The 12,839-nt window shown below is 57.5% G+C and carries 8 protein-coding genes and 3 rRNA genes (1 of these 11 only partly in view); 6 read left to right on the forward strand and 5 right to left on the reverse strand.

Annotated features, from left to right (window positions below):
• The 4 genes from K5K89_RS01530 to K5K89_RS01545 all read left to right on the forward strand — a co-directional run.
• Positions 1-1,410: ribosomal RNA gene (locus K5K89_RS01530) — 23S ribosomal RNA — on the forward strand (it extends 1,482 nt beyond the left edge of the window).
• A gap of 155 nt (positions 1,411-1,565) precedes the next feature.
• A 5S ribosomal RNA gene (gene rrf / locus K5K89_RS01535) occupies positions 1,566-1,681 on the forward strand.
• A 109-nt stretch (positions 1,682-1,790) separates the two neighbouring features.
• Positions 1,791-1,906, forward strand: a 5S ribosomal RNA gene (gene rrf / locus K5K89_RS01540).
• A 282-nt stretch (positions 1,907-2,188) separates the two neighbouring features.
• Entirely contained in the window at positions 2,189-4,069 is a 1,881-nt protein-coding gene (locus K5K89_RS01545) for a methyl-accepting chemotaxis protein (RefSeq protein WP_071489588.1), read from the forward strand.
• Positions 4,070-4,113: 44 nt separating this feature from the next.
• Here the strand turns inward: K5K89_RS01545 and K5K89_RS01550 are convergent, their stop codons facing one another.
• The 5 genes from K5K89_RS01550 to K5K89_RS01570 form a co-directional block, all read right to left on the reverse strand.
• Entirely contained in the window at positions 4,114-4,572 is a 459-nt protein-coding gene (locus K5K89_RS01550) for an SRPBCC family protein (protein WP_071489589.1), read from the reverse strand.
• An 18-nt stretch (positions 4,573-4,590) separates the two neighbouring features.
• Complete coding sequence (locus tag K5K89_RS01555; RefSeq protein WP_222540732.1) at positions 4,591-7,968, reverse strand: amino acid adenylation domain-containing protein; 3,378 nt, start codon at positions 7,966-7,968, stop codon at positions 4,591-4,593.
• Positions 7,965-8,912 carry a diiron oxygenase gene (locus tag K5K89_RS01560; RefSeq protein WP_222540733.1) on the reverse strand — a complete coding sequence of 316 codons (948 nt, stop codon included), beginning with the start codon at positions 8,910-8,912 and terminating at the stop codon, positions 7,965-7,967. Before K5K89_RS01560 ends, K5K89_RS01555 begins: the two co-directional genes overlap by 4 nt.
• The gene (locus K5K89_RS01565; RefSeq protein ID WP_222540734.1) at positions 8,909-9,667 is read right to left on the reverse strand and encodes a DUF3050 domain-containing protein; all 759 of its coding nucleotides are present in this window, start codon (positions 9,665-9,667) and stop codon (positions 8,909-8,911) included. The genes K5K89_RS01560 and K5K89_RS01565 overlap by 4 nt, the downstream gene beginning before the upstream one ends.
• Positions 9,668-9,980: 313 nt before the next feature.
• Positions 9,981-10,691, reverse strand: a complete 711-nt coding sequence (locus tag K5K89_RS01570; RefSeq protein WP_071489593.1) for a GntR family transcriptional regulator — start codon at positions 10,689-10,691, stop codon at positions 9,981-9,983.
• Between the two features lie 365 nt (positions 10,692-11,056).
• Between K5K89_RS01570 and K5K89_RS01575 the strand changes: the two genes are divergently transcribed.
• Both K5K89_RS01575 and K5K89_RS01580 read left to right on the forward strand, forming a co-directional pair.
• The gene (locus K5K89_RS01575) at positions 11,057-11,950 is read left to right on the forward strand and encodes a TauD/TfdA dioxygenase family protein (protein ID WP_071489594.1); all 894 of its coding nucleotides are present in this window, start codon (positions 11,057-11,059) and stop codon (positions 11,948-11,950) included.
• Between the two features lie 26 nt (positions 11,951-11,976).
• The gene (locus K5K89_RS01580; protein WP_071489595.1) at positions 11,977-12,828 is read left to right on the forward strand and encodes an ABC transporter ATP-binding protein; all 852 of its coding nucleotides are present in this window, start codon (positions 11,977-11,979) and stop codon (positions 12,826-12,828) included.
• The last annotated feature ends 11 nt before the right edge of the window (positions 12,829-12,839 follow it).

The following is a 12,839-nucleotide window of genomic DNA, read 5'->3' on the forward strand; positions in this document are numbered from 1 at the left end:
AATCCGGGATCTTAAGGCCGAGAGCTGATGACGAGTTATCTTTTAGATGACGAAGTGGTTGATGCCATGCTTCCAAGAAAAGCTTCTAAGCTTCAGGTAACCAGGAACCGTACCCCAAACCGACACAGGTGGTTGGGTAGAGAATACCAAGGCGCTTGAGAGAACTCGGGTGAAGGAACTAGGCAAAATGGCACCGTAACTTCGGGAGAAGGTGCGCCGGTGAGGGTGAAGGACTTGCTCCGTAAGCTCATGCCGGTCGAAGATACCAGGCCGCTGCGACTGTTTATTAAAAACACAGCACTCTGCAAACACGAAAGTGGACGTATAGGGTGTGACGCCTGCCCGGTGCCGGAAGGTTAATTGATGGGGTTAGCTAACGCGAAGCTCTTGATCGAAGCCCCGGTAAACGGCGGCCGTAACTATAACGGTCCTAAGGTAGCGAAATTCCTTGTCGGGTAAGTTCCGACCTGCACGAATGGCGTAACGATGGCGGCGCTGTCTCCACCCGAGACTCAGTGAAATTGAAATCGCTGTGAAGATGCAGTGTATCCGCGGCTAGACGGAAAGACCCCGTGAACCTTTACTATAGCTTTGCACTGGACTTTGAATTTGCTTGTGTAGGATAGGTGGGAGGCTTTGAAGCGTGGACGCCAGTTCGCGTGGAGCCATCCTTGAAATACCACCCTGGCAACTTTGAGGTTCTAACTCAGGTCCGTTATCCGGATCGAGGACAGTGTATGGTGGGTAGTTTGACTGGGGCGGTCTCCTCCTAAAGAGTAACGGAGGAGTACGAAGGTGCGCTCAGACCGGTCGGAAATCGGTCGTAGAGTATAAAGGCAAAAGCGCGCTTGACTGCGAGACAGACACGTCGAGCAGGTACGAAAGTAGGTCTTAGTGATCCGGTGGTTCTGTATGGAAGGGCCATCGCTCAACGGATAAAAGGTACTCCGGGGATAACAGGCTGATACCGCCCAAGAGTTCATATCGACGGCGGTGTTTGGCACCTCGATGTCGGCTCATCACATCCTGGGGCTGAAGCCGGTCCCAAGGGTATGGCTGTTCGCCATTTAAAGTGGTACGCGAGCTGGGTTTAGAACGTCGTGAGACAGTTCGGTCCCTATCTGCCGTGGACGTTTGAGATTTGAGAGGGGCTGCTCCTAGTACGAGAGGACCGGAGTGGACGAACCTCTGGTGTTCCGGTTGTCACGCCAGTGGCATTGCCGGGTAGCTATGTTCGGAATAGATAACCGCTGAAAGCATCTAAGCGGGAAACTAGCCTCAAGATGAGATCTCACTGGAACCTTGAGTTCCCTGAAGGGCCGTCGAAGACTACGACGTTGATAGGTTGGGTGTGTAAGCGCTGTGAGGCGTTGAGCTAACCAATACTAATTGCCCGTGAGGCTTGACCATATAACACCCAAGCAATTTGACTACTCTAACGAGCATCAGATTGCGGTGTGTGAAGACGAAATGAACCGAAAGTTCGACGTTCACAAAACACCGAAAGCTGTCACATACCCAATTTGCTGAAGCGAGGCGCAGGCCACGACTCAGTACCCGAATTTCTTGACGACCATAGAGCATTGGAACCACCTGATCCCATCCCGAACTCAGTAGTGAAACGATGCATCGCCGATGGTAGTGTGGGGTTTCCCCATGTGAGAGTAGGTCATCGTCAAGATTAAATTCCAGAACCCCTGATTGCTAACGCAGTCAGGGGTTTTGTTTATGTAGAAGTCCATGAATTTCACCGGCACGTTGCTAACCCAACGGTCCGGTACACAGAATTTCTTGACGACCATAGAGCATTGGAACCACCTGATCCCATCCCGAACTCAGCAGTGAAACGATGCATCGCCGATGGTAGTGTGGGGTTTCCCCATGTGAGAGTAGGTCATCGTCAAGATTGAATTCCAAAACCCCTGTCTGCTAGCGCAGACAGGGGTTTTGTCGTTTGGGGCTATAGTCGGCACAATTTGTAGTTTCCTCACATATGCCTACCGCTGGTCAGTTTCCTGCTTAAAAATCAGAAACGTCTCACAATTTTCTAAGCTTTACCGCGGCTTGGCCGAAAGCCTGACGAGCCATGCGTGCACCGAAATAGAGCGGCCCGAGAAGCTGCCTATACCGTTACATGGAATGTTCCGCTCGGCACGCTCACCCCCCTTTGGCAAAAGAAGTCGATGAAATGAATCTCAAGTTCAGTCATAAAATTCTGTTGGCCGCGTCAGGCGTCGTGGTTCTGGCCTTCGCGTTATTCACCCTCTACAACGACTACCTGCAGCGCAGCACGATCAAGCAGAACCTGGAGTCGTCCATCCAGCAATCCGGTGAACTCACTGCCAGCAGTGTGCAGAACTGGCTTAGTGGCCGAATATTGGTGCTCGAAAGCCTTACGCAAAACGTTGCTCACCAAGGCAGTGGTGCCGACCTTCCTGGCCTGGTTGATCAGCCGGCGTTCACTGATAACTTCCAGTTCACCTATGTTGGCCAAACCAACGGCGTGTTTACCCAACGTCCTGACGCAAAAATGCCCGACGGCTACGATCCCCGTCAGCGCCCTTGGTACAAACAAGCAGTCGCTGCAGATAAACCCATGCTTACGCCACCCTATATGGCAGCGGTGGGTGGGCAGATCGTGACCATTGCCATGCCGGTAAAAAAGAACGGCGAGTTGCTCGGTGTGGTCGGCGGTGACCTGAGTCTGCAGACCCTGGTGAAGATCATCAACTCGGTGGATTTTGGCGGTATTGGTCATGCGTTCCTGGTCAGTGGTGACGGGCAAGTCATCGTCAGTCCCGATCAGGACCAGGTGATGAAAAACCTCAAGGACATCTACCCCGGCACCCAAGTGCGCATTGAGAAGGTCAGTCAGGACGTCGTTCTCAATGGCCAGGACCGAATCTTGTCATTCACCCCTATCAGCGGCTTGCCAGGCGCGGATTGGTATATCGGCCTATCGATTGATAAAGATAAAGCCTACGCACCGCTGGGCAAATTCCGGACATCTGCGTTGATTGCCATGTTGATCGCCGTGGTTGCGATTGCCGTGCTCCTGAGCTTGCTGATTCAAGTCTTGCTGCGACCCCTGACCACTATGGGCGTGGCGATGCAGGATATCGCCCAGGGCGAGGGTGACCTGACCCGTCGTCTGGCGGTCACCAGCAAGGACGAATTTGGCGAAGTCGGCAGTGCGTTCAATCAGTTCGTAGAGCGCATCCATGCTTCGATTTCGGAAGTGTCCTCGGCTACCCGCCAGGTGCATGACTTGTCCCAGCGTGTGATGGCCTCGTCCAATGCCTCAATCGTCGGTTCCGACGAGCAAAGCGCGCGCACTAACAGCGTCGCGGCAGCGATCAATGAACTGGGTGCCGCCACCCAGGAAATCGCGCGCAACGCCGCCGATGCGTCACAACACGCCAGTGGTGCCAGCGAGCAGGCCGACGATGGCCGCAAAGTGGTCGAGCAGACCATCCTTGCCATGTCTGAGTTGTCGCAAAAGATCAGCTTGTCCTGCACCCAGATCGAGACCCTGAACGCCAGCACCGACAACATCGGTCACATCCTTGATGTGATCAAAGGCATCTCCCAGCAAACCAATTTGCTGGCGCTTAACGCTGCCATCGAGGCCGCCCGTGCAGGTGAGGCCGGGCGAGGCTTTGCAGTGGTCGCCGACGAGGTGCGTAACCTGGCTCACCGCACCCAGGAGTCGGCCGAGGAGATCCACAAAATGATCACTTCGCTGCAAGTAGGCTCGCGCGAAGCGGTCACCACCATGAACGCCAGCCAGGCCTCCAGCGAAGAAAGCGTAGAAGTCGCGAACCAGGCTGGTGAGCGCCTGGTAAGTGTGACGCAGCGGATCGTTGAGATCGACGGCATGAACCAGTCCGTCGCCGCAGCTACTGAAGAACAGACGGCCGTGGTGGAGACCCTCAATGTGGACATCAATCAGATCAACTTGCTGAACCAGCAGGGCGTGGCGAATCTCAATGAAACCCTGAAGGATTGCGATGCCCTTTCGCAGCAGGCCAATCGTTTGAAGCAATTGGTCGATAGCTTCAAGATATGACCCGCTGATTCAACGGCGGGGGCGCATCGAGTCGCTCCTGCCGTTTAGCTGAGCATTCGACGGACATTGTCCAGGGCGCTGCTGGCAAAGCCTTGCACAAACTGTTCGAACCCCTCGTTCGCCTCCTCTGTGGGCTCTGCAATAATTGTCCACATCACCTCGGCGCGCTCCGCTTCAATTGCTTCCACTTGGATCGCCGCCCATAGTCTGGCCACACCCAGGGTGTTGTAGATCGTGGTCCAGGTCATGTGCATAGCCTGCTCGTCCCGGCTATTGAGTTGCTCCACTACACAATTGCCATCGCGGAAGAATTTTGTCCGCAAGGCGCCCACGCCTGAGCCCATCATTTCGATATGGCTCAAGTCCGGAATGAACATATCGAAGCCGGCAAATTGCCCCACCATGTCCCACAGGCGAGAGGCGGAGCAGTTGACCACAACGGACGCCACTATCGGCAGGCCACTCGGGTTGCGGATTAATGTATCGGGTTGCAGCAGTTTCATGAGGTTGTCCTGGGGTATTCAAAGAAAGCCGATGGCCTTGAGGTAATTGCAGCCTTTGCTCAACAGTGCCGTGTCCTTTGCGGGGTAGTGTTCACCCATCTGCTGGACACCTAGTCGCGCGTTGTCGTAACGAATCATTGAAGTGTCCCCGATGTCTTCGTCGAGACGGTCGAGGTAAAAACCGAGCACGCCAAACAGTGCGTTGTCCTGGCTTACCGTTCGCAGCGCCTGCTGCCATTGCGCGATGCCCACTCGCTTGAAGCGATGGCCCGCCCGACTGAACGCATCCAGGTAGTGCGCCCAGCTCAACGGTTGTGGGTTATGCAGGTTGAACACACTCCGGTTGGCGTGAAAGCGGGTGCAGTGGAATGCAATGAAGCGAGCCAGAAAGTCCACCGGCATCAGGTCGAAGTTCAGCGCCAGCCGGGGCAGCAGGCCCAGTTGCAGCGACCCCTTGAGCATCAGCATCAGGCGATTTTTTTGCGGCTGGCACGCGCCGTTTCGGCTGTTGAAGCTGATATTGCCGGGACGATGGATATTCACCCAGGCACCGCGCGTCACCGCATGCCCCAACTGTCGCTCCGCAACCCATTTGGACAGGTTGTAGCCATTCTTGATGTACAGCGGCAGCGTGGTAGAGGCGGGTGCTTCGAGGACATAGCCCTGCGAGTCGACACTGCTTGAGGCTGACAGTGTCGAGACAAAGTTGAAGACTTTCTTGCGGTGGGTTTCACACAAGCGCAGGCATTCGCGTATGGGGTCAACGTTGTCCCGCGTCAGTGACGCATAGTCCATCACGTGATTGACCCGCGCCGCGTTATGGACCAGCACGCCGAAGTCTCTGGCAAGAGACTCATGCACAGCGTCAGCCAGGCCCAATCGAGGTTGGCTGATATCGGCCGCATATACCTTCACTCGGCTCAGGTCCACATGCTCCAGGCGGTATTCATGTAACGCCTGGATGAGTCGTGACATTGGCGACCGCCCCGGTTCCTCACGTACCAGGCACGCCACCTCGGTTGCACCAGCGGCCAGTAATGCTTCGACGATATGGACACCCACAAAACTGTTGGCTCCGGTCACGATCACTTTGTGCGGATCACCTGCACGGTCCTCGGGCAACGTGTCGAGCACCCACTCCGATTGAGCATCACGGGCGGCCCGGCCGGATCCTGCATCGGGTCGTTCACGGTTCTCCACCAGCGTTGCGAGCGTACGAATCGTCGGCACTTCAATAAAGTGACTCAACACAAAGCTACGGCCGAATTGCTCGCGAACACGCAGCAGCAAGGTCGATAGCAAAATCGAATGCCCGCCGAGATCAAAGAAACTCTGGTCAATAGACAGATTACCTGCGGGCACTGCCAGCAGCTCGCTCCACAAGCGGGACAACCGAACGTGAAGCGGATTTTTCGCGGCACTGCCGTCCGCTTGCAACGCAGGCCGAATCGGCAGTGCCAGCAATGCCGGCCGGTCGACTTTCCCATTGACGGAGCACGGCAGGTGGGGCAACACCTCCCAGAAACCCGGCTGCATGTAGTCTGGCAGCCATTGCCGTGCATGGTGCTTCAGGGCGGCCACGCTCGCGTCTGGTTCAGGCTGGGCGATGTAGCTGCGGATCCTGCTGTCCCGGTCGATTACTACCGCCACCTGGCGATACAGCCGACTATTGCGCAGGCATTGTTCAATCTCCTGCGGCTCGACCCGAAACCCGCGGATTTTCACTTGGTCATCACGCCGTCCACCCAGCACGATCCCGTCGGCGGTCCATCGTGCAAGGTCGCCACTGCGGTAGGCCCGCAGTGGCTGACCTCCTGGTACTGCCAGTTCCACGAAAGGACTGGCAGACGGTTGCGACGTGCCCACATACCCCAGGCTGACTCCGGGGCCGACGATGTACACCTCACCCATCACCTCTTCATCCACCGGTTGCAGAGTGTCATCGAGGATCAGCACCTGGCTGTTGGCGATGGGGTAGCCGAGGTTGCGGTTGCAGTCACCGGGGTGCAGTGTCCGATGGGTGGCCAGCACCGTGGTCTCCGTGGGCCCGTACAGGTTGTGAAACCGGCACTGCCCTGCCAGGCGTTCGATGACATGGGGTTCGCACACATCGCCGCCGGTCAGCAGGTGCGTCAGGCCCAATGGTTGATCAAGCGGCAGAATGCTCAACAGCGCAGGCGGCAAAAAGGCATGGGTGACGCGTTGCTGGTGGAGCAGATCCAACAGTTGCTCAGGGGCGTGGCGTTGTTCGGCGCTGGGGACGATCAACTCGGCACCCGCTATCAGAGCGGGGAAAATATCGATCAGCGATGAGTCGAAGCTCAATGGTGAGAACTGCAAGACACGGCTCTGGTCATCCAGGTTCATACAGGACCTGAACCAGGCCGTGAAATGCGCCAGGTTTGCCTGGCTGAGCAGCACGCCCTTGGGTTGGCCTGTGGTGCCAGACGTAAAGAGCGTCATGCAGGGCGCATCGGGGTGGGGGCGAGCTGGCATCAACGCAAGCGTGAGGTCGACATGCCTGAGGTCGAGACGGGTGACATCCAGTGCAGTGAAGTGCGCTCGCAAAGGATGTTGACCGGCGTCCAGCAACACATGCGCCCCTGCGGTCTCGAGCATCACTTGATGGCGTTGTGGCGGGTGGTCCGGGCCCAGCGGTAGATACACCGCTCCACAGCCGAGCACCGCAAGGATACTGGCGTACAACTCGATGGATTTTTCCAGGCACACGCCAACCACGGGGGGCGCCTGCGTATTGCCCAGCATGGGGTGTAACTGCTGCTGGATCGTGAGGGCCTGGACGTGCAACTCGCGGTAAGTCACTACGCTACCGGCGATCCTCAGCGCCGGGCGATCAGCGGACCTATGGAGGCTGGCCTGCACGCGCTCAATCACGGGCACTTGAGCTTCGCGCAGTACAGCGAGGTCTTCGGTGCGGTTGAATCGATGGACAAACGCCAGCGCGTCAAGCGCATCCAAACCCTGCTCTGGCCAGTCATTGGCAACCGCACTCACGGAGAAATATCCAGGGTCCCGTGACAAACGACTGACGTGCAGCGCGACCCATTCCACCAATGCGTGGCTCACTTGCTGGCGTAACCGTTGCCCGTTGCCCGTTGGTTCGTCGGCGATGTCCAGGACTCCCGACAAGCTCCGGCTAGCCCCATAGGCGCGCAACTGCAGCGCGGGCAGTCCGCAGTCGGATACCGGGCCAACGCCCAGGCGCAGGCTCAACGCCGGGGTTGGGTCTGCCGGGTCCCGCAGCGGCTGACGTCCGTCGTCTATCCACAGGTCGACGCCTTCATCGCTCGAGGCATGCCCATGCTGTTCCAGCTCCCGTCTGATGGCGTCCAAGGCGCTGCTGGCACCGGAAAATCCGATTGTCAGGCGCCTCATATCGCGCCCCCAGGCATCGGCAAATAGTCTTTCAACGCGTGCACCACACTCGGTGTCTGCAGCAAACCGCTGTGTTGCAGGAAGCCAAGGATATTGCTCAACAGCGGGTGCCGGCGGGTGATGGGGAAGGTGAGCGCGGCGATTTCATTGCGCAACGCGTTGCGCAGGCTGGCGTCGATGTCGAGGTGTTCGATCAAGTGAAGGTCAAAGTCTTTTTGCAGATCGTTCGTCAGGTACTGAGCCAGGAACGTCGGCAGTACCTTGGCAATACTGTCGCGATCGTCCGCGTTCGCGGCTTGCCAATACATGCGTACGAGTCGCGTCCAGAAGTGCGCGTGGCGGCCTTCATCAAACAGGTGGTCGGCCATCAAGCCACGGATGGAGGCTTTGACACTGCTGTCCTTGGAGAATGCTGCTACATCATGGGTCACCGTGTTTTCGGCGATGGCCACGGCAATCAGTTCTACTGCATCGTGCAGATGGGCTGGCGCCTGGGCTTGTGCTGTCGGCAGTGCGCGGGTCAATTCGATTTGCCTGGGTAGCTCCAACGGCTGTATGCCGGTCAGGGCCACGGTTTGCTGCAGGAAATCCAGTGCGACCAGTGCGTGGTAGTCCTCGTCCACGACGACCGTCATTGCATCAACGCGGCAGGCCAGCGGGAAGGGGATCGAGAAGCGGTTCTTGGCAATGCTGCGCGCAGTCTTGTCGACGATCTCTGTCTCGAATATCACCACGTCGTTGATGAACTTGTAGAAGCTCTGCACCAGCACGAAATCGCGCCATTGCGGGCAGTGTTCAAGAAAAGTCGCACTGAGCACCAACGGTTGGCGGCACAATGGGTAGATCAGCTTGTCATCGTTTTCCAGCAAACGGCGAGGGCGTGTACGGATGGTTGCGCGGCGCTCCCAGTCGTCGGCGATGGATGGGTAGTCGCCGGTGTTCATGGGCGCACCTCTTGCAACGAGCCCTGAACCTCATCCCAGAACGCGATGCGGTTTTCCATGGCGGTAAGGGCTGCGTCATGGGCCTGTTGCGCGTGCGCCGGGTCTGCGCTGGCGAGCCGTTCGAGCAACTGCTCGGCGGCCGGCCCATGCTCCTGGGCGTCCATCTCAATGTGACGCTTGAGGTAGGCGCACAAGGTAGGCGCCTGGTGGTGGAGGCGTTGATCGGATTGCAGGATGCGCTCGAACATGATCGGGATGACATGCTCGCGTCCGTACAGGAATGTTGCAGCCACACAATGGGTGGGAGCGCTCAGCGCGAGGTTCAAGGTGTCGCTGACAAAGCGCGCCACGCCAGGAAGAACCTCGACTTCCTGTAAGGCAGCATGTGCTTCCAGGCCTTGGCGTTGCAGCGTAATAAAGCGGTTGATAGACGTGGTGCTGGCGCCCACTTCGGCCATGGCCTCCAGATAGAGTTCGAAGTGGCTGCAATAGCCTTGCGCGGGATGTTCGTCCGACTCCTCGCCCAATACGATCTCATTGATCAGACGTGCGGCCAGCGGGTCTGTCGGTGGCAGCCAGGGCAGGCGTGTACAGGTCAGATCCTGTTGCAGGCGTTTGGCGAGGGTCATGAAGTCCCAGACTGCAAATACATGGCTCTCCATGAAAAGTTGTAACTTCCGTAAGGAAGTTATTTCTGAAAATAACGAATGGCTGCATAACTGCAGTTTTGCTGTTTCAAGTAACGGTTGATGCATGGTTGATGCCTATAAGTTGTCGCGTCTGCTGTGTAAACAGCGATGAGTTCTTTATGGTTGGCAGGGGGCAGTCGTTGTTAAACGGCTGCTGGCGTGCAGGGTCGCTAAATATGACGAGTGCCGGGGTTGTTAATAAATATAATAAGCGGGTTAAACAAGTTGGCGAACATACAAATATGTTAGAAGTTTTTCTAAATAATATTTATGTAAGTTGGCGTCTTGGTTGTAAGTGGGAAGTTTCTTCGGGCGAGGCGCTCACCGTCAGTCAGGATGCCCCGCCACAGGGAAGGTCGGGGCAAGAGGGCCGTGTGCCTTACTGCGTATCTTTCTTGCCTTGGGCATCCAGACCATTGAGGTACGCTGTGATCACTTCCATGCCTCGCATCAAGTGATTGCGCAGCGTCAGGATGCTTTCCTGGGTTTTCTTCCGCGCCACCAGGTTCAGCAGTTCGCGGTGGTCTTCCTGGGACGTCTCGCCCAGCCCCATGGCCTCAAGGTTATAACGCAGGAAACGCTCCTCTTCGTTCAACCCATGCTCCACCAATTTGAGTAGCCGCTGGTTCGGGGCTTTGCCATAGAGGGCCATGTGAAACAGTCGATTGAGGCGGCCCATTTCGGCATAGTCTTTTTCCTGCTCCAGAGCACAAATAATGGCGTCCGCCTCGGCAATATCGGCCTCGGTGAGCAAAGGAATCGACAAGCGCAGCGCCTCAGACTCCAGGAGCATCCGCAGTTCATAGGTCTCGGCCGAGTTGTCCTCGATCAAGGGGGCAACCACGGCGCCTTTGTGCGTTACCACATGCAGCAGTGATTGGGCTTCCAGCTGGCGCAAGGCTTCCCTCACCGGCATGCGGCTGACTCCGAACAGGCTCGCCAGTTCCTGTTGACGCATAGCGGTACCGCAGGGCAATCGACCATCCAGGATGGCGTTGCGCAAGGTTTCTTCAATCACGGAACGAGCAAGATGCGCGGGAATAGGACCGCTTATCTTGATGCTGTTCAAAGGGTTCGGCTTCTGCGTCACGGTTACGCTATCCTCCTTTTTCTAATTGGGTGGCTAATTGGATCCAATGCACACTAGAGACTGCCCATGAGCTTGTCAAACGGGCACGGTTTCGGCTTGTAAGCGGTTCAACACCATGCTCTCAGCGCCCACAGCCGGCATTTATGGCGTCTTACGCAACCAGGTTCATTGAGCCTGTTCCAACAGCCACCAATGGCAAGACCGCCGGCGATGTACTCAACACTTTACCGTTGCAATTTATTTCCCAGGTGCCAGAGGGATGAGTTCTCACGGTACTTTCCTGCATATGGATATTCATTAACGGTATTTAAATTGAAGTTCTTATATCTATAAAGTCGCTCTCCTGACTGACCGGGAGTGACCTCATGTCCGCCACCTCTACTGTTCCAACAGCGACCGCCACCGCCCAAACCTTCGAGATTCTTCCTTTTTCCGGCAGTGTCGGCGCCGAGATCATCGGCCTGGACCTGTCGCGTCCGGTCAACGATCAGGATTTCACCCGCATCCATCGAGCGCACCTGGACCACCATGTCGTGGTGTTTCGCGACCAACGCATCACCCCCGAACAACAGATTGCCTTCAGTCGCCGCTTCGGTGTGCTGCAGATCCACGTGCTCAAACAGTTCCTGCTGGCCAACCACCCGGAAATCCTGATCGTCTCCAACATCATCGAAAACGGCCAATCCATCGGCCTGGGAGATGCGGGCAAATTCTGGCATTCGGACCTGTCTTACAAAGAGCTGCCGAGCCTGGGCTCGATGCTGCACGCCCAGGAACTGCCGTCTGAAGGTGGCGATACCCTGTTCGCCGACATGCACAAAGCCTGGGACCAGTTACCCGAGCACCTGCGTAAAGCCGTCGAGGGCCGCAGCGCCGCGCATTCCTACACCGCGCGTTACAGCGAAACCAAATTCGAAGGTAACTGGCGCCCCACGCTGACCCCAGAGCAGCTCGCCCAGGTCGCGGAAGTCGTGCACCCCATCGTGCGCACCCACCCGGAAAACGGCCGCAAGGCGCTGTTCGTCAGTGAAGGGTTCACTACCCGCATCGTCGGCCTGCCGGAAGACGAAAGCCGTGACCTGCTGGCCCAGCTCTACGCCCATAGCGTGTTGCCACACAACATCTATCGCCACCAATGGCAGCCCCACGACCTGGTGTTCTGGGACAACCGCTCGCTGATCCACCTGGCCGCCGGCTGCCCAAGCCACCTGCGCCGCAAGCTGTTTCGCACCACCATCCAGGGCGATGCGCCTTTCTGATCCCCCTTTGCGCCAAGTGAGATGAAATGAACATGCCCCTGCAAGGCCACGCGGCCAGCACTCTGAACACGGCGCAGCCGCTGCTGGCGGTGGATAACGTCAGCCTGGAATATCGCACGCCCGAGCGGGTGGTGCGGGCCACCCACCAAGTGAGTTTCGAGATCGACCCGGCCGACCGCTACGTGCTGCTCGGCCCGTCGGGCTGTGGCAAATCCACCTTGCTCAAGTCCATCGCCGGGTTTATCAAACCCTGCGAAGGCGAGATCCGCCTGTTGGGGCAAAAGGTCGAGCAACCCGGCCCGGATCGCATCGTGGTGTTCCAGGAGTTCGACCAGTTGCCGCCGTGGAAAACCGTCAAGCAGAACGTGATGTTCCCGCTGTTGGCCTCGAAGACCTTGAAGCGCGCCGAAGCTGAAGAGCGCGCGCTGCACTACCTCGATAAAGTCGGCCTCAGCGCCTTTGCCGATGCCTATCCACATACCCTTTCCGGCGGCATGAAAGCCCGCGTCGCCATCGCCCGCGCCCTGGCCATGCAGCCGAAAATCCTGCTGATGGACGAGCCCTTCGCCGCCCTCGACGCCCTGACCCGACGCAAAATGCAGGAAGAGTTGCTGCTGCTCTGGGAAGAGGTGCGCTTTACCCTGCTGTTCGTCACCCACTCCATCGAAGAAGCGCTGGTGGTGGGCAATCGCATCCTGTTGCTGTCGCCTCATCCCGGGCGCGTACGTGCGGAAGTCCACAGCCATCAATACGACCTGCACAGCCTTGGGGGCGTGGCGTTCCAGGCATCGGCGCGGCGCATTCATCGCCTGCTGTTCGATGAAGCACCCGAGGCCGAACGTGAGTTGGGTTTCGCCGATATCCGCATCGCTTACTGAAGGGTCAACCC

The sequence above is a fragment of the Pseudomonas sp. DR208 genome (assembly GCF_019823005.1).
GTDB lineage: Bacteria > Pseudomonadota > Gammaproteobacteria > Pseudomonadales > Pseudomonadaceae > Aquipseudomonas > Aquipseudomonas extremorientalis.

What these genes read in the sequence shown, in the direction of transcription:
- K5K89_RS01545 (WP_071489588.1), top strand. Translation starts at nt 2,189, where the DNA reads ATGAATCTCAAGTTCAGTCATAAAATTCTGTTGGCCGCGTCAGGCGTC.
- K5K89_RS01550 (WP_071489589.1), bottom strand. Translation starts at nt 4,572, where the DNA reads ATGAAACTGCTGCAACCCGATACATTAATCCGCAACCCGAGTGGCCTG.
- K5K89_RS01555 (WP_222540732.1), bottom strand. Translation starts at nt 7,968, where the DNA reads ATGAGGCGCCTGACAATCGGATTTTCCGGTGCCAGCAGCGCCTTGGAC.
- K5K89_RS01560 (WP_222540733.1), bottom strand. Translation starts at nt 8,912, where the DNA reads ATGAACACCGGCGACTACCCATCCATCGCCGACGACTGGGAGCGCCGC.
- K5K89_RS01565 (WP_222540734.1), bottom strand. Translation starts at nt 9,667, where the DNA reads ATGCATCAACCGTTACTTGAAACAGCAAAACTGCAGTTATGCAGCCAT.
- K5K89_RS01575 (WP_071489594.1), top strand. Translation starts at nt 11,057, where the DNA reads ATGTCCGCCACCTCTACTGTTCCAACAGCGACCGCCACCGCCCAAACC.
- K5K89_RS01580 (WP_071489595.1), top strand. Translation starts at nt 11,977, where the DNA reads ATGAACATGCCCCTGCAAGGCCACGCGGCCAGCACTCTGAACACGGCG.